General features: G+C 38.8%; 11 protein-coding genes. 4 read left to right on the top strand and 7 right to left on the bottom strand.

What is annotated here, in order from left to right:
• Positions 1-29: 29 nt before the first annotated feature.
• The 7 genes from PHT93_RS11525 to PHT93_RS11495 form a co-directional block, all read right to left on the bottom strand.
• Positions 30-3,230, bottom strand: a complete 3,201-nt coding sequence (locus tag PHT93_RS11525; RefSeq protein ID WP_300243043.1) for a UvrD-helicase domain-containing protein — start codon at positions 3,228-3,230, stop codon at positions 30-32.
• 5 nt (positions 3,231-3,235) lie between these two features.
• Positions 3,236-3,580 carry a translation initiation factor gene (locus PHT93_RS11520; RefSeq protein WP_300243040.1) on the bottom strand — a complete coding sequence of 115 codons (345 nt, stop codon included), beginning with the start codon at positions 3,578-3,580 and terminating at the stop codon, positions 3,236-3,238.
• Between the two features lie 16 nt (positions 3,581-3,596).
• Positions 3,597-4,076, bottom strand: coding sequence for a 2-C-methyl-D-erythritol 2,4-cyclodiphosphate synthase (gene ispF / locus PHT93_RS11515; RefSeq protein ID WP_300243038.1), 480 nt, complete (start codon positions 4,074-4,076; stop codon positions 3,597-3,599).
• 5 nt (positions 4,077-4,081) lie between these two features.
• Complete coding sequence (gene porV, locus PHT93_RS11510; RefSeq protein ID WP_300243085.1) at positions 4,082-5,242, bottom strand: type IX secretion system outer membrane channel protein PorV; 1,161 nt, start codon at positions 5,240-5,242, stop codon at positions 4,082-4,084.
• 87 nt (positions 5,243-5,329) lie between these two features.
• Entirely contained in the window at positions 5,330-8,737 is a 3,408-nt protein-coding gene (gene porU / locus PHT93_RS11505) for a type IX secretion system sortase PorU (RefSeq protein WP_300243036.1), read from the bottom strand.
• Positions 8,738-8,751: 14 nt separating this feature from the next.
• Entirely contained in the window at positions 8,752-9,366 is a 615-nt protein-coding gene (locus PHT93_RS11500) for a fumarylacetoacetate hydrolase family protein (protein ID WP_300243034.1), read from the bottom strand.
• 2 nt (positions 9,367-9,368) lie between these two features.
• Positions 9,369-10,022, bottom strand: coding sequence for a redox-sensing transcriptional repressor Rex (locus PHT93_RS11495; RefSeq protein ID WP_300243082.1), 654 nt, complete (start codon positions 10,020-10,022; stop codon positions 9,369-9,371).
• An 870-nt stretch (positions 10,023-10,892) separates the two neighbouring features.
• Between PHT93_RS11495 and PHT93_RS11490 the strand changes: the two genes are divergently transcribed.
• From PHT93_RS11490 to PHT93_RS11475, 4 genes are all read left to right on the top strand, one after another.
• A complete protein-coding gene (locus tag PHT93_RS11490; protein ID WP_300243032.1) occupies positions 10,893-11,768 on the top strand; it encodes a helix-turn-helix domain-containing protein in 876 nt (291 codons plus the stop codon).
• A gap of 373 nt (positions 11,769-12,141) precedes the next feature.
• Positions 12,142-15,282 (top strand): TonB-dependent receptor, encoded by a 3,141-nt coding sequence (locus PHT93_RS11485; RefSeq protein WP_300243030.1) that lies wholly within the window; start codon positions 12,142-12,144, stop codon positions 15,280-15,282.
• A 12-nt stretch (positions 15,283-15,294) separates the two neighbouring features.
• Positions 15,295-16,818, top strand: a complete 1,524-nt coding sequence (locus PHT93_RS11480; RefSeq protein ID WP_300243028.1) for a RagB/SusD family nutrient uptake outer membrane protein — start codon at positions 15,295-15,297, stop codon at positions 16,816-16,818.
• Between the two features lie 26 nt (positions 16,819-16,844).
• The gene (locus PHT93_RS11475; protein WP_300243026.1) at positions 16,845-17,930 is read left to right on the top strand and encodes a uroporphyrinogen decarboxylase family protein; all 1,086 of its coding nucleotides are present in this window, start codon (positions 16,845-16,847) and stop codon (positions 17,928-17,930) included.
• Positions 17,931-18,799 lie beyond the last annotated feature (869 nt).

The raw sequence follows: 18,799 nt of genomic DNA, 5'->3' as shown, positions 1-18,799 counted from the left end.
ATTTAATTTTATGGAATATAAAAAATATATTACTCTTTCACACACACTAACTTATTTAATTCTACATACCAAATATACCCATAAACCTGTTTATAGCCTATTGCTTTGATCAAATCAACGTATGATTTAATTTGTTTGCTGTATTTTTTTTCTTCTATTTCACCGAATTTATAATCTACAACAACGACTTCTCCGTCTTTAATCATTACCCGGTCGGGACGTTTTGCCAGACCTTTCCCGAAAAGAATGTCGGTTTCGTTCAGCGTATGAAATGAACCATCGAACCAGGAACGGACTTCTGTTCCATTTAAACTTCTGTTCAACTGTTTTTGAAGTTGTTCAACTTCTGTTCGATTGATTATGCCGGCTTGATAATAACTTTCAATGGCGGGAAGAATATCGTCATGCGTATAGATCAGGCTTAAAAGATCATGCATTAATGCGCCGTATTTTCTCTGTTCGTCATCAAAACGCAGGTTCTTTCCACGTAAACGTAGATGTAGTCTGTCTTCCGACGATATAGAATGAAAAGAACTTGCGGAGAGCTCTTTAATGTCATTCGGCTTTTCAGGGTAGGACGTGGTATACCATTTACCGGTTTCGAAAAGTCCTTCTTCAGGTTGGAACATTGCGGAGAGCTCATCTCTGCATAGGCTTATCCAGAGTAAATCTGCAATGCTATTTGCACGGTTTACTCCCTCTCCGTTTGCTTCCGCTTTTTTGGGGCGAGGCGCAAAAACGATCAATTCCTCTTTTGCCCGCGTAAAAGCGACATACAATGTGTTCAGATTATCGATGAAAGCGTGTAATTTCTCCTTGAAATAGTCTTTTGCAAAGTAGGTGTTTGCTAAAATCTGACCATATCTAACCGGTACTAAATGTAGTCGGTCAAAAGGTGTAATGGTAGGATGACACCATAAGATTACTGATTTCGTCGGTTTGTGATCTATTTCCCAATCTCCGAAAGGAAGGATGACGGCTTTGAATCCAAGACCTTTTGATTTGTGTATCGTCATGATCCGAATTGCATCCTGCTCGTTAGGTGTCGCGATTGTCTTTTTTATCCCCGAATCATCCCACCATCTGAGGAAGCTTCCTGCATCTGCACTTTCCTTTTGCGTAAACTCCAATACCAGATCAAGAAATGCCTGAATAAAAACATGCTCATTCTCCGGAAACCTGTCGGCAAACAACCGGTAAATTCCTTCCGTCATTTCGTAGAGAGAACTTCGGGAAAGAGCCTGTAACGCTTTCTCTGTTTCTTCCGGAAAACTATTCTGTATTACTGGCTCTTCAAAATTATGAACCAGTGCAATATAAGAGAATAAAGCAAGCTGTTTATGCGTTTGATCATCCGGGTGCTTCAGGTGTTTCAGAATAGAAATAATAAAGCGAACAGCTGGAGAGCTATTTACAAACAATGAATCGTCTGATATAATATCATACTTATAGATCGAATCGGGATGCGCTTCTTTGTACTCCAATAACATTTCCGCAACAGTAGCCCCTTCTCTGTTTGTGCGTACTAATATCGCTATGTCTTTAAGTTGATAACCATTCTTTTGCAAATGCTCAATCGTCTCCGGTAGCCTGCTTAATGCTTCCTCTTTCCAATCCGTTTCTTCATTTTGCGGCAGAAAGGCAATTTGTACATGCCCCACATCACCTGAAAGTATATCGGGAACTAATTGTGTGCTTTCGCCATATGCTTTGTTTATACGAGTGACGTATTCAGCTCGTTCGTCCTCCGACAAGGTTGAAGCCTCTACTTGCTCGTTGTATTGTGCCTGTAGTAATGACGGAGCAATTGAAAAGAAGGAATTATTAAAATCAACTACATGTTGGAGGCTTCGCCAGTTTTCTTTGAGCGTTTCTTCTTCTAACTCTGAAGGAGAAAAGTCTTGTTGTACCTGACTGTCCAATAATGTCCAGTCAGAATTCCGGAAACGATAAATACTCTGTTTCACGTCTCCTACAATCAAATTCGAATAAGCCTGCGCCAGACTTTCTTTCAGTAGTGGACGGAAATTATCCCATTGCATTTTGCTCGTGTCCTGAAACTCGTCGATCATATAATGATCCACCCTTGTTCCTGTCTTCTCGTAGATAAAAGGCGTATCGCTTCCGGCGATTATTTTATTTAATAATTCAGTAGTATCTGCGATTAAAAGGATGTTTTTTTTTTCTCTGTACGCTGCAATCTGACGTGAAATATCAGTCAGAATACCCAATGTATAATAATAACGGGTGATTTCGCGCGCTGTATAATAAGCCGAAAGGTTTCCAAATAAAGAAAGGATGGACTTTATGCAATCATTTAAGCCTTCATCCATAACGCAAGCAATGATTTGCTGCGTTGCTACAGGAGTAGTTTTCGTATAACATCCCTCCGGATTATCCGCAAAACCGGAAAAAGTAGCCGTAGGTTCTTTCATCTCTCCGTTTGCCAGCTTTTGGAAATAGAACATGGCCGAACGACTTCCTCCTTTGAAATCAGCAGGCTGAAGCCCGTATTGATCCATCAGGGCAAGCCCTTTTTCTCCTAATTTCTTTGCCTCAGCTTCAACAGAACGTACAATCTTTGACAACTCTTCCTTGTATTTTTCAAGAGCTTCTTTGTTTTCTAAATCCTTTGTAACATCTGCGCTTAATGCTTTATAGTTTTCTTTGAATATTTCCTGCGCAAGGATCATAATCTCACGACGCAGATTCCATTCACCGCCATTTTCTATTTTATCTTCTGCAAAACGAAGAAGCCAGTTCAATAAATCTTTATTTTCCGGTCGCTCCAGATCGTTCAATAAATTATCTACAGCTTCAGTCAATACTAAGTTTTGATCCATTTCAATGCCGTATCCCCCCTGTAAACCAATTTCACGGGTGAAAGCTCGCATAGTTTGTTGGAAAAAACGATCAATCGTACTGATGTTGAATGCCGCGTAATCGTGAAGGATACGGATTAATATTCGTTTTGCTTCTGTGCGGACAGTTGCTTCCTGTAGATTATTCGCGTCGGAAAGCATTTTGAGGAAAGAGGATTTTTTTCCGGACGCAAGAACATGAAGTTCTTCTACAATCCGGTTTTTCATTTCGTCGGTGGCCTTGTTTGTAAATGTCACCGCGAGAATGCGACGATAAGCAGCCGGATGAGTAAATAAAAGTTTCAGGTATTCACCGGTTAGTTTATGTGTTTTCCCGGCTCCGGCGGATGCCCTGTAAACAGTCAACATAGGATTTATATTATACGACTCTTTATATAGCCTTCTTTCTGCAGTATGTCTAATACTTTCTTACGAAGATCTCCCTGAATGATAATTTCCCCATCCTTGGCCGAACCCCCTACACCACACTTTACTTTTAATAATTTTCCAAGCGTAGTCAAATCATCGGAGGTGCCGACGAATCCGGTAATTAATGTGACCATTTTACCACCCCGGTTTCGTTTGTCCAAGGAAATGCGTAATAATTGTTTCTCCACAGGTCGCGTTTCCAGCTCCTCTTCTTCCCCCGTATTATACTGAAAGTCGGGGTTTGTAGAATACATTACGCCGAGGCGGCTTTTCCAGTCGTTGTCTTTCATGTTTCAAAAGTAAGATTTATTCTTTACCTATCAAAACGGTAACGTAAGCGGCCATGCCTTCTTCACGTCCGGTGAACCCTAATTTTTCAGTTGTACTTGCTTTGATGGAGATATCCTCTTCGCTTACACCCATTACTTCAGCCAGACATTGTTTCATTTCCGGAATATGAGGGTTTAGTTTGGGGCTTTCAGCAGCAACAGTTGCGTCTAAGTTGCCGAACTCATAGCCTGCATTACGTATTAGCTTCATCGTGTCGCGAAGTAATATCTTACTGTCTATGTCTTTGTATTCTCCTGCCGTGTCCGGAAAATGGTAACCAATATCCCGCAGGTTAGCTGCTCCTAATAAAGCATCACATATCGCATGGATCAATACATCGGCATCACTATGCCCTAACAGGCCACTTGTATGTTGAAGTTTAATCCCGCCTAACCATAAATCACGACCTGCTACTAATGCGTGTACATCAAAACCGAATCCAACTCTAATTTTCATCGCCATTATCGAACAAGACCTTTAAGACCATCCATATCAAAAGAAAGAGAGAATCGCAATGTCTGGTCTAACGGATTACTCTGTACTGTACTGATCAGATAAGCTGCATCTAATTGGAATACACTCATACGGAAGCCTGTCCCGATGGAAAAGTACTGACGATTTCCTTTGTTTGGATTTTCGTAGTAATAGCCACCACGGATAAAAAATTGTTCGTTGTAGCTATATTCTGCACCTATCGAAACATTAACCTCTTGCAACTCTTCACTGAAGCCCCCCGGAGCGTCACTGAAAGAACGTACCATACCGGAAATTCCGGACATGTCATTGTACTTTTTCTTTAGTTCTTCATAATGTTCTTGCTCTTCTGCTGTACTTCCTTCACTTTTGGGAAGTGTGGGGACTAAATATTTACTTAAATCCAAGTAGAATCCAATGCGGTTGTATTCATCCAATGGATACAAAAGACCCGTTCCTAATCGAAGTGTTGTTGGGATAAACTGGTTTGTTTCCCCTCCATCATAGGATATCTTCGTACCGATATTAGAAACATTGAAACCTAAACTCCATAGCGCTTCCGCGTTACCCATAATTACATATTTCTCCAAATAACCCGCTACGTCAGCAGCAAAGGCATTACCTGCAGTTTGTTCTTCGGTCTCCTTTGAACTCATGTCCGAACGTATATAACGTAAAGCAACAGCCATAGAATAATATTCAGATAGTTTTCGGCTATAACTAACATCCAATGCCATTTCATAAGGATTAATATAGGTCTGAGGAGTAGTTGAATTCCCCTGATATTCTCCGGTTGGAACATCTCCTAATGAGAAATAACGAAGAGAAGCTCCGATTGCTTGCAAGTCATTGTCTCCAATCTTATAATAACCAGCAAGATTTGCCAAAGCAACATCGTTTACTAATTTTCTTAACCAAGGAGTATAAGAAAGGGCTACTCCTGCTTTACTTGTCATAAAAGCATATTTTGCGGGATTCCAATACTGTGAGTTTTCGTCAGGCAGGGTAGAAACGCCATTATCACCCATACCTCCACCTCGTGCATCGGGAGCTATAGATAATGAGGGAACTGCTGTGTTGATCGGAGCAAATTCCTTTTTATCTTGAGCGGTTACCGGAATATATGTCAATGACATTAGGGAAACCATAATAATAACGGGAAGGATTGACCTACAAATTCTAATCATATTTTTTGTAATTATAAACACTAACTAATAAACTGTTTTTTGAATGGCTTATTGTGCTAGAATTATTAATTTCTTTGCACCCGTAACTTCTTTTGAGCCATTTGCGCTGATAGCAGCGCGATAAATATAGATGCCGGGACGCAAACGTCCTCCTGCTCCATTATTCAAATCCCATTCCACAGATATGGGAACTCCGTAGTTTGAATAACCTTCCGTTTCTCCTTTCCAATGCAGACGTCCCATCATGTCATAAACCATAATGTTAACTTTGACCCGTGATTCCGGACGGTTGTGATAGAGGTAGAATGTTACTGTTTCCCGGGCAGGTGATGGTGACGCTGTAAGCTCAGATAATCGGGGTTTTAACCCTTCAACTACCTCAAACGAAAAGTTCTCTGTAGTTGCATTGTTCAGTATGTCCCATACTTTTAATTCCGCCGTATGTACTCCGGAGGTAAGTTCCGGGATTGGAAATTGAATGAGTCCCTCTCCTTCTGAATCTGATATGTTTGTATAGTAAGAGTTTAATGTATAGGTAAGAGAGGACTTTCCGTCTATCGTTAACGTAATATCATGTCCAATACTGCTGCCTGTTATATTTACACCCGTTTCGTCCCATAATCTGACAATCAGTAAAGGAGTTACATTTACCTTGTCTCCGCTGTTAAACGTAGAATCATTCAAATATAACGAGATAATTCCAGGTCCTTCCTTATCTTCCGAATCTCCCCCTGTTCCTCCAACAGAATAGTTCGAGAAAGCGCCATTTGCTTCTAAACCTGTGGAGGAATCAACCGCGTAAAGATTCATTTTCCCGGCCTGTCCTGAATAAGAAATATCTTTTGGCACAGTAAACGAGAATTCAAAATCACCATTTGCAACCTTGTCGTTGCCAACAAAGAGTTTATAAGGATGATCTCTGAACTGAAAGGAGGAACCTCCGGTATTATTAACTAATGTGGTGATGATTTCCTGACTGTCAAATACAGTTGGATTTATCTCTCCGTTAAAGGACTCGTTTTTACTACCGTCATTATTTAATATTTCTCCTTTAATCGTTATCTTCTCCAATGCTTTGAACATAACGGGCTCTTCGGAAACCGCCTCACCGTTAATTTCAGTAACTCTCATACTCTCTGTTGGGTAGTTCAGCCTTAATGCAGGGTCTCCGATTAATATGAAATTAAGTTTCTGATATAAAAACGATGACATATCATTCTTCATTCTTTGGATAACCTCTCCAAGAGTCGGATATTCTCCATCCGTCTTTTTGAATAAATGATTGATGAGTAAATTATTGATTCTTTTGTTAGAATTTGCATAAGCAACACGCATTGTCGTTAAGAGTGCTATACCTCCACTTTGTTTATTTAGGAAAACATCTTCACCGGCAGAGGTCATTAATGCATCGAAAGGAGTGAAGTCACATGTTGCTGTGATCCAGAGAGGTAATTTAGTGTAGGAGAATAAATTTATATCCGCTTGCGTGAGTACTTTTTCATCACTCCAGGAATCTTTACTTCCATGACCTACGTAGTTGATTAACAGAGTTCCGTCTTTTAGTTGATGCTGAAGACCGGATTTGATTGTCGGATAAGTTGCGAAACCTCCGGTATTATCCTTCTTGTGCGCATCAAAATATAATTTCTTTGTTATGAATTCCGGATGATTGCCCACAAGCGATTCTGCCATTTCATCAGCCAACTTCACATGTTCTATTGAATGTCCATCTTGGCTGTTTCCGTCATCAGCAACGAATGTAACGATGTTTTTCCATGATCCGTAGTCTTTGTTATCCATATAGGTTATAACTTTATCAACTGCGCTTTTAGCTTGACTGATAGTTCTCACAGGAAATCTGCCGATACCCAACCTTAATGTTGCTGTCGTTATGTTGCTTCCTGAGTTATCATCAAGAAAACCAAAATAATCATCTGTGACATAAGTTCCATTCTCTATGCTGGCTCTGATGGACTCTTGAGATTGAAATGTAAGTAAGAAATTACTCATATCAACCTTTTTCCAGTCAGATGTTAATTGCCGGTTGTCGTAACCTCCATCGCCAAACAATAATAAATATTTAGGAGCATCTTTCTCCGAAGTACTACGATCATAAAACATTTTCATGAACCGGCGATAAGCTGATGCATCAGGTGTCCCACTCGAAAACTCATTATAGATAGTTTGCGGATCAGCAACGAATACACTTAATCCGCTGCGATTCCGGTGTTCTTCCGCTAATCGTTCAGCCTGAGTTGTGAAAGCCGTAGGAGCAATGATGACCATATCTTGCTGTTCTAACCCATGAAGATTCTGGTTGTCGATTTCTCCAACCAATTCAGGTGTCGGGATTGTTCCGTTCGTTTGCACTAACGCATATTCCCGCACGCCAAAAGGACCCTGATTAAAACTTAATTCATTATTACTTAAAGATGTTTCAACAACTTCCGGCGTTTCAGGTTCAGAAACATCAAACACAACCATATTGGCTGTTGCTTGCCGGATAACAAATCGCGATTTCAGAATCCCACTATCCAAATCTCTGAAAAGAGTCACATCTCCATACGGCCGAAGCTCCCTTTTCATCTGAATACGTATATAATCTAAATATACATTCTCATGAGAAGATGCGCCGGTGTAGGTTAGGCTTATCTTAGTTGATTCCTGCTTATCTCCATACCAGCTTTTCCCGGAAATAACAACCTCCGTTGCCGCAGTATATTGTTCTGTGTTTGTATAGAAGGTGTTTTCAGAAAAAACAGTACCGTCAATGTTGGTTGATAAAGTTCCCTGTCCTGAAGTAGCCTTTGCTATGAACCGGACAGAAATTTTACCCTCATCATTCGTAATGCCCGTAGTCGGAAAAGTAAAAGATTGTGTTCTCTGCGTTTTAAAAGATTCGCCAAACAATTCACGCCCGGAAGAGTTGGGAGAAACAAGTTCTTCCTCATGTAGCATGTAATCATCGTAGGTGGATATTGTATTTAAGTCATTCGAGGTATAACTTTCTTTCGCCTTCATACGTAATGGCTCCGTTGTTTCAGACAAAAAATAATATCCTGCAGTAGAATATGGGTTTTGCTCGTGAGTGATGAATTTATTTTTTGAGTCGGGGTATTTCCACCGAATAGGCCCTTTAGCATAAAATAAGATGAAATCACCGTCTCCTTTCCATGTCGCCACTTCCGGTAAATCATCCGTGTAATTGTTTTCCGAGAAATACTCATCCAGCATCCATCCTCCGTAGCCAAAGACACTTACTTTAGAAATGTCAGAGAATCCCATTTTCTTTAAATCAGCTGCTGTCAGTTTGTAAATTCCGGTTTCGTTTACCTTTATTTTTACCCAACGCCCTTCTGATAAAACAGATTTTTGCGTATAACGATTACTATTTCCCGAAACAGAAGAAACAGATGTTATACATATAATAAAGAGTAAGCAAAGAAGTCTTAACATATCTATTAAAATAACTACCGTATATAGAAATCCAGCAGTTTGCGATTGCCTATGTATCCTTGCAGATGGTCATCAATATGAACCTGTCCCACACCTGCCGGCGTTCCGGTATATATTAAATCTCCGATCTTGAGAGTGAAAAAGCGACTGACATAAGCTATAATCCTGTCAACCGAAAATAGCATGTTTGTCGTATTACCCTCCTGCACGATTTTTTCGTTTATGCTCAGATGAAAAGGAATTTGTTTTATATCTCCTACTTCAGCGAGAGAAACGAACTCACCAATTGCTGCTGAATTATCAAATGCTTTACTAATCTCCCAAGGCAGTCCTTGCGAACGCAGTTTTGTCTGTAAATCTCGCGCAGTAAAATCAATCCCAACTGTAATCTCATCATAATACCGATGCGCAAAACGTTCAGCAATGTTTTTGCCTAACCTGTTTATTTTTATGACTACTTCCGTTTCGTAGTGAATCTCAGACGAAAAATCCGGAATGAAAAACGGTTTCCCGTCTTTCAGTAACGATGCGTCAGACTTCATAAAAATAGTCGGCTCTGCTAATTCTAACGAATGATGAAGCTCTTTATTGTGAGCTGCATAATTCATTCCTACAGCAATAATTTTCATTTTTATTTATGTTCGATTGAGTTTAGCCTGTTAAACATAACAGCTAAATGGGCGTACATAGATGTGTTTTGTACGACGATGCCTTCAGGTACACGAATGCGGAACGGAGTAAAATTCCATAATGCTTTGATCCCGCCGTCAATGATCTGCTCGGTTACTTCTTGCGCTTTTTCAACAGGAACAGTAATTACACCGATTATTACGTCGAGTTCTTTTTGCTTTTTAGGAAATTCACTCATATGGTAAACCGGAATACCATTAATCTTCTTCCCTGCCAATTCCTTACGAACATCAAATCCCGCCACGATCTCTAAACCATATTGTTTCAAACCGGAGTCTTGCAGGAGGGATCCGCCGAGACTGCCTACGCCGAAGAGGAACGCTTTATGTTGCGCAGTAAAACCTAAGAATTTCTCTAATACATTAATTAATGTATTTATTTCATACCCAACACGAGTTTTTCCCGACACATTAACAAAAGAAAGGTCTTTTGCCACCTGACTGGCATCTACACTTATTTCTTTTGCAATCTGAGTAGAAGAGACAAAAGCTTCTCCCTCGCCTTTAAGTAATTTTACAAATGCAAGATACCAGGGGAGTCGCCGTAATGTCGGCTCCGGTATTCTGGGAGTTCCTTTTGTAAAATTGTTAGCCATTGTTCTTTCAGACATGAAATTTTTGCAAAGTTAAGAACTTTTCTTGCGAAATAATTAAAATACAAGTAGAAATACAGTTGAACAAAATTGTATTACATAACTTATACCTGTTTTGTTTCATATAGAGCTGTTTTCTTTGCAAATAGAAGTTCTAAAAATTTTGAGGCTCTTCAACTTGTTTGCTGAGGCGCCTGGAAACGAAAGTTGAGGCGCCTCAACTTTCGTTTCCAGGCGCCTTTAATTTTTTTTTGAAAAGACAAATTTTTTAACCGGTTTTGCGTATATGAGTTTCCGACTAATTATTTTTCATTGACATATAGGATGGTTTCTTATACCGATTCGTGCTGGCTGGGCGTTCTCGGATTACCTGATGTTTGGGATAAAAGATGTTGTTTTCTATAATTTTTATTGTGAGATCGCAATAATTCGCACAATTAAGGTAAAAAAAACGGTATGCATCAGAAGTTTGATTATTTCATATTTGTATAATAATATTATGAGACCAGGTCTATTGTTGCTTGGCTATTGTTGATTTATAACCGTACGTTTTTTTTTATATGACTTCTTTTTTTTGAGGAAGTTGTTAAATAGTGTTTCGAGGGGTTGCTTGTCAATGTTGAATAAGTTAAATTCGCATCGCAAAAAGAAAAAAGTATTTCTGTATTTTATTAAGAGGCAAAAATATGCCTGAGAAAAAACGCGCTACTCGCCCCTCCCCCTGAAAAAAAGCGCAGGACATTACTCAATAGTGAACAGGTAATAACAAGTAAAGTCGTTTTGACAGAAAAAACGGTCTCGTTTTATGCTTTCTCAAAGTCATAAAATTTGGAACTGATTAGATCTGGACTAAACTAAACAAATTAATGGAATATGCGAATAACAGTTATTAATGAGCACGAAACGTGTCCTTATAATGGAAAAGGAGAAAAGCCCATTCTTGAAAAATTTGAAATTGTTTCAGAGCAGGAGATAAATATTCAAACGAACTCTAACAAAATTATTCTCGTGATGGAAGGTGAGATAGATACTTCAATAGGTATAAGTCGTCCGCAGAGGGTAAAAGCTAAAGAAATGTTTTATGTTGCAGTAGAGCAACGACTAATTATCAGAACGCATTTACATGCTGATTTTTTAGTATTCAGAATTCAAAATAGAATAAAATTCTGCAGTTGTTTCTTGCTTGAAAAACTTTCCTCTTTTTCAAAAAAGTACAAAGATCAGCTGATGAATGAAACAGGATTAAAAGTTTTACCTGTAGATCAATCTATAATCGAAGGCATGAAGACTGCTATAGTGTGCTTAAATGAAAATTTTATTTGCCAGCATTACTATAATCTGAAATTGAATGAATTGCTTTTTCTTATTGGAAAGTTTTATACAATTGAAGAATTGGTGTTGTTTTTTAAGGACTCGTTAAGCGGTGATATCATGTTTTCTGACTATGTAAGAGCGAATGCACACAAATATAAAACGATGACTGAATTAGCGGAAGCTATGAATTATACCATATCTGGTTTTGAAAAACGCTTCAAAAAAATATTTAAAGCGACTCCGTATCAATGGATGAAAGAAAAAAAGGCTCAACGTATTTTCTATGATTTAAGTATGACGGATCGCTGTTTAAAGGAAATTGTAGATATCTATGGCTTTAAATCAAATAATTATTTTATCGATTTCTGCAAGTCAAATTTTGGTGCTTCTCCAGGAGTTATAAGGAAAAACAGGGGGAATGGGCAAAAAACCTAACTAAAAGATAAAGGCTCTATTTGGGTCGGCTTATTTTTTTTGGTTTTCTTCTTTCGCAGTGTTCTTTTTTGTGAAAAAACAAAAAAATACCCTATATGTGGTATTTCCGTAGAATAAACGAACATTTATTTTTGCACTGTACTACTTAAAAGAATGAAAAATGGAAAGTTTTGTGTTATTTGATAAAATCAGTTTACGTGTAAATGTTTTTCCTCTTCTTTGCGCACTACGAATGCACATGCGAATGTGCTGATACTACTTCTCTTCTTTCTCTTTAATCTCTGTTTTCGTTATTCATATTAAGAAAAGTGTCCCTTTACACCGACGGCAATTGGCTTCAGAGACACTTAGATACTAACATTATTATAGCATCATGACAAAGTTATTAATTCATTATTTAAAAAGGAAGCATTACCTGCTATGTTATGCAGCAGTGTTCTTTTTCCTCTCTTTTTCTGCCTTTTCTCAGAAAACAAATACAGTTGAGGGAACGGTGTTAGACTCCAAAACCGGTGAAACGATTATTGGAGCAAGTATTTTACTAACCGGAGCAAGTATTGGAACCGTAACTGATCTTGACGGGACGTTTAGTCTTCCCGTGAAAAGCTTTCCCGTTAATTTAGAAGTAAGCTATATTGGTTATAAGGAGGCAAAGATTACTGTTTTAGATTCTTCTCAACCTCTGATTGTAAATTTAAGCGAGGGCGAAAATCTTTTGAATGAAGTTGTCGTTATTGGCTACGGGACTCAGAAACGATATGAGCTGACAAGTGCTATTTCTTCAGTATCCTCAGACCGTATTCAACAAGTAACGCCTTCTGTTGAAGCTATACTGGGGGGAGCTGTGGCCGGATTGAATGTAACGCAAACGTCAGGACAACCGGGAGCTGCTTCAACAATTCGCATTCGTGGAGGAAACTCAATTACGGGAGGAAATGAACCGTTATACGTTATTGACGGTTTTATTGTTTACAATGATGTAACAGCTACACGTACAGGAGCCGGTAGTAGTGATGCAACATTAAATCCCTTAGCTTCAATAAATACAAATGACATAGAGAGCATTGAGGTCTTAAAAGACGTAAGTGCAACAGCTATTTACGGAACGCGTGGAGCAAATGGTGTCATTATTATTACGACAAAGAAAGGTCGGAAAGGTTCTAATAATATCAATTATCAGGTGAGTTTCGGTTGGCAGACTATCCGCAAAAAAGTAGAATTCCTCAATGCGAAACAGTGGACAGAACTATACAACGAAATACGTATTGGTGAAGGTCGTGAGGATGATGTATTGCCTGTGCCGGATGAAAATTCAGGAACAGACTGGCAAGAAGCTGCTTTGCAGACAGGATTTACACAAACACATCAGCTCTCGTTTACCGGGGGAGACGAAAAATCAAGATATGCTATATCCGGAAATTACACTTCTCAGGAAGGAATAGTAATAGGAACAGACCTGAAACGTTATGGTGGACGCGTAAATCTGGAGCGTGATGTATTCCCTAAATTACGTATAGGGTTAAATGCGACAGGTAGTTTTACACAACTAAATGGGCTAAACAACAGAAATGAAAATAACGAACCCAACTCATGGGTAGCAGCGATTAATACTCCTCCAATCATCTCTGTGTATAAGGCAGACGGATCATTCAATTACGAACCGAATGTCTTAACAACAGTTACCTACGATGGTAAAATTACCAATCCGATTTCAGATTTGTTAAACGTAAAAGCCTTGACTGAAAATACGCGTGTTCTTAGTATCTTCTTTGCAGAATATACTGTTCTTCCGGAACTACGCTTGAAGGCAAATATTGGAGCTGATTTAAATAATACTAAACAAAGTAATTACGCTCCTTCCTATACCGCACCTGGAGCGTCATTGAATGGAGTAGCCTCAATCGGACAAAAACAGGTTTATGCTTGGCAGACTGAATACACATTAAACTATAATAAGCTATTTAATGAAATACATTCTGTTGCCGGACTACTTGGATTCACTTCTCAGCGCACAGATAGAAAGGCTTTTACCGCCGGGTCTTATGGCTTTTCCAATGACGCAACCGGATACAATAATTTACGTAGTGGCGAAACTGCAGATTGGCCAACAAGTGCATCATATACGTCAACTTTAAATTCTTTTTTAAGTCGTGTCAGTTATTCATATAAAGAAAAATATAATATAACAGGGACTTTTCGTGCAGATGGCTCTTCGCGTTTTGCGAAAGGACATCAATGGGGCTATTTTCCGTCTCTTGGCCTTTCTTGGAATATAGATAAGGAAGATTTTTTCAACAGTGATAAGATTAGTCATTTACAAGTCAGGTTGAGCGGTGGAACAGTCGGTAATCAGGAAATAGGAGACTTCCGGTATATAAGTAATGTAGTTCCGACAACTTATTATTTTAACGATAAAGCATCTACTGCATATATTGTAGAAAATATTTCAAACTCAGATTTAAAATGGGAAACGACGGCATCTTATAATTTAGGAGCTAATCTTGGTCTTTTTGACGACCGTATTCGTGTTACCGCAGATGCATATTATAAGAAAACGTCAGACCTGTTACTCGAAGTGCCGGTAGAGGATGTGACTGGTTTTACAACAGCAATGCGTAATGCCGGTAGTGTATCCAATAAAGGACTTGAAATTGAAATTGCTGCAAAGATCATTGATACAAAAGATTTCAGATGGAATGCCAATCTGAACTGGGCTCGGAATATAAATAAGGTTGAGAGTTTAGGAAATGCGGACTACTTTTTACCTTCATTTACCGGTGTAGGCACATTGACTTATTTGTATCCCCTGATCGTAAAGAAAGGCGAACCATTAGGTAGCTTTTATGGGTATAAGTTTGCGGGGATTGTACAGACGGATGATGATATCAGTCAATTACCTCCTCAGACAACAGAGGCTTTGGCTCCCGGTATCGCGCGTTATCAAGACGTAAGCGGCCCTGATGGTGTGCCTGACGGACGTGTGACTGAAGCTGACCGTGTAGTGTTAGGAAACAGTCAACCGAAATTCACCGGAGGCTTTAACTCGACATTTGCATATAAGAATTTTGATTTGTTTATAGCTTTGCAGGGAAGCTATGGAAATAAACTGTTTAACTCCTTGCGTGCACGTTTCGAAAAAACGAGTACTTCTTATAATTCTCTTGCCACAGTAGCAGACAGGTGGACACCAACTAATCCATCGAATACAATAGCAAAAGCGACGAACTCAACTTCGATCGTAACCGATGATCGTTTCATAGAAGACGCTTCGTTCCTGAGAGCAAAAAACATAACATTGGGTTATTCTATTCCAGTAAAACAGATAACCAAAGATGCCAAACTCCGTCTTTTCGTCTCTCTACAGAATTTCTTTACATGGACACCTTATACGGGATATGATCCAGAGTCAAACCGTAACGGAGTGGATGAAAGCAGTAGCTTGTATCAGGGCGTTGACTTCGGAACGTATCCTTCTGCCAAATCGGTATTGTTGGGCTTAAATATAACTTTATAAATAGACTGAAATATGAAAAAAACAGGATATGCGATAATTATTATTATCCCTTTATTATCGGCATGTGCCGATCTGGATATAACACCGGACAGTTCAATAGACAAGAATCAGTTTTACCAAAGTGAAGCAGATGCTTTGACTGCAGTAAATGGTATATATGCAGAGCTTACTCCTCCTTCAGGATTTTATGGAATGTATAACAATCAGACGGTGTATCTTGGTGATCTGGCCTCAGAATATGTTAAAGCCGGAGCCAATACAAACTCAGCCCATATCAGGGAGATAGGCAACTTTACTATATCCTCAAATAATGATTTTATGAGATGCGCCTGGAGCGAGGCATATACTGGAATCAATAGAGCGAATATTGTAATTGATAGATTGTCTGAACCATCATCTTCAATTTCTTCCGAAATACAAAATCGTTTAGTGAATGAGGCAAAGTTTTTGAGAGCCTTATTCTACTTTAATATCGTGAGATGGTGGGGGGCTGTTCCCTTGATTCTGCATGATGGCGAGGGAGAAGGACAAGAAAGAACGCCTGTAGATGAGGTTTATTCCCAAATTGTTAAAGACCTTGAGGATGCAACAGCTTTATCGCAGGAATATCATTCGGAAGGACGTGCAACCGGTGGAGCTGCATTGGCAACACTTTCTAAGGTGTACCTTACCTGGGCACAAACAGACTCGCCCGAGGGTAAGGCAAAACAAACAGATTTTTATCGTAAGTCTTTGGAATATGCAGATCGCGTGATTGATTCGGGCAACTATCGTTTGGTGCAAAACGTATGGGATCTTTTTGCCACAGATAAGAAGAATGGAGTAGAACATATTTTTTCTGTTCAACATGCGCAATTAAGCAATGTTTCCGGACATTGTGTGTTTGCAATGGGGTGGAGTGATTCCGAACCTGTGTTAATTGTAAATGACGTAAAATATTATAATCAGATAGACGATGCTGATCAACGTAAAAATGGCGCTTTTGCAAAGTCTTTATGGAATCCGAATACAAATTCACGGTTCACCTATAAAGTTCCGTTGTTTCGCAAGTACATTGATACATTGAATTACGACAAAGACCAATTTGCCGGTCGGAACATGAATTTTGCATATATCCGTTATGCGGAGGTTTTGCTGATAAAAGCGGAGGTTGAAAATGAATTAAACGGTCCTACAGCAGTTGCCTATGACGCCATTAATCAAGTTCGCAGACGAGCTTATAATCAGCCGGTTTCATCCGCTTCGCCATATGACTTGTCGGGATTGACAAAAGATGAATTCCGAGAAAAATTGCAGGCAGAACGTTTTACGGAATTTATTCTTGAGGGAACTCATTGGTTCGATCTTGTTCGCTGGCGCAAACTAATTCAGACCGTAAGGCCACAGAAACCTAATGTGACAGCCAAACACTATCTGTTCCCATTACCCCAGCAACAACTCAATCTGAATCCTAATCTTACACAAAACTGGGGGTACGAAAGTGAAGATGGGACAAATCCATACGCTTCGTATGAACCGGGATACTCAGAAAATTAATTTACTATCATATAAAAAACAACACAATGAAAAAAAGAGATTTTTTAAAAAGCGGACTTTACGCTATCGGGGGATTAGGTCTTTATTCCAGTTCAGTAACATCTTGGGCATCGTCTAAGCCTTCAGTTAAAGGAGAAAAACCTGTATATCTTTCAAGTACGAGAAATAAAAGAGAAAAAGTTCTTGCCGTATTGGATCAATCTAAACCCAACGAGTACGTTCCTGCGGCCTTCTTTCTTCATTTTGACAAGAAATTAGGACAAGGAGCTATTGATAGACATCTGGATTTCTTTCGTGCAACCAATATGGATTTTGTAAAGATCCAATATGAAATAGTTCTTCCTCGTTTGGAAAATATTAAATCGCCAAAAGACTGGTCTAAGATTCCTGTATATGACAAAGACTTTTTTGAACCTCAACTTGCAGTAATTCGTGCATTGGCGAAAGAACTGAAGTCGGAAGCATTAATTCTCCCAACGGTTTATTCTCCGTTAAGCCTGGCTGGCCAGACAGTTGGTGAAAAAACACTGGAACTTATAATAGAAGACCCGGAAGCCGCCAAAAAAGGATTTGAGAATCTGACACAAAGTATATTGAACTTTTTGCATGAATCCCTTCAGCAAGGTGCAGACGGATTTTATATCTCCTCTCAAGGCGGAGATGCAAGTCGGTTTGGCGATGGACCAATATTTAAGGATCTGATAGCCCCATTTGACAAAGTTATTTCGCAAGAGGCAAGTGACAAAGCATTGTTGAATATTCTTCATATTTGCGACTATGGGAATGCGACTTATGACGATATTAATCAATTCGTCTCTTATCCGGGAAGTATCATTAATCCGCCAATTCACAAGACAGACGGTTCTCATATCGACCTTAAAGAGGTGCAACAAACCTTTAAACGTCCGATGTTTGGTGGATTAGATCGTTTAGGGGTATTGGCTAAAGGAACTTCAGAACAAGCAAAAGCAGAGGTGGATAAAGTTTTAAGTAATGCGCCGGCGAATTTTATCTTGGGCGCAGACTGTACAGTTCCAAGTGAGACCTCCTGGAAACATTTAAGAGATGTGATTGATTATGCTCATACTTGGAGGACGGATCATCAGAACTAATGCACGAGGCCTATATAAATGACTAAGCTCAGTGCAAAATTAGCTTGATCAAAACAACCCCTTTTAGGTGTTAAAAATCAAAATGTCTTTTCCGGAAAAAATTAAAGGCGCCTGGAAATTTCCAGAAGTACTATTTGCTAAATTTCGCTTTTGAAGTTCTATACTTTTTACAGTGTACTCATCCTTTATATTTGGAATAATATCCTTTATGTTTTTTATTCATTCTATAGGTCTGAAAAAGAATAACGGGAAAACCCATTTTACCCGATTTTTTTATTCCTTATAATTACCTTTTCTGTTGCATTATATTGTTTCAATCGGGGGATACCAAGCCGGTTTTTAATAATGTAGTACGACGAATGAGATTAATTTGAACTGAAACTTTTTGAGTAATACAGGTGAAACCAACTATTCTTAAAACTTTGATCAAGTCTATGATATTGAATTATAGAGACTAAGTGCAAAATAAACAAAAGGTGATCCTTTTCTTCTCGTTTTTTTTTGAAAAAAGTTCAGAAAAGATTTGTAATCTATCGTCTGTAGTACTACTTTTGCATCCGCATTTGAGAGAAGATGCTAATCGGATTTGGTTCTGATTTTTTTATTGAATTATTTTTTCAGATTTTATCTCGAAAAATTTGGATGATAAGAATAAATGATAGTATCTTTGCATCCACGTTCGCTAAAAAATAATAGTGAACTTGAAGCGAAAGCGCGATCTTTGAAAGATTTACATAACAACAAAAAGTAGTACAATATCTCTGTTTGTAAGAATAGAGAAGGAAGGGAAATTGAAATAAGATATCCCGTTCAATAAATACAGGTACATTACAATAAATCAAGGAAGTAAATAGCTATCCAAAGAGCAA

Origin of the sequence: Massilibacteroides sp. (assembly GCF_028705895.1) — a bacterium.
In the GTDB taxonomy this organism is placed as follows: Bacteria; Bacteroidota; Bacteroidia; order Bacteroidales; family Tannerellaceae; genus Massilibacteroides.
This window is presented reverse-complemented; position numbering and strand designations above follow the sequence as displayed.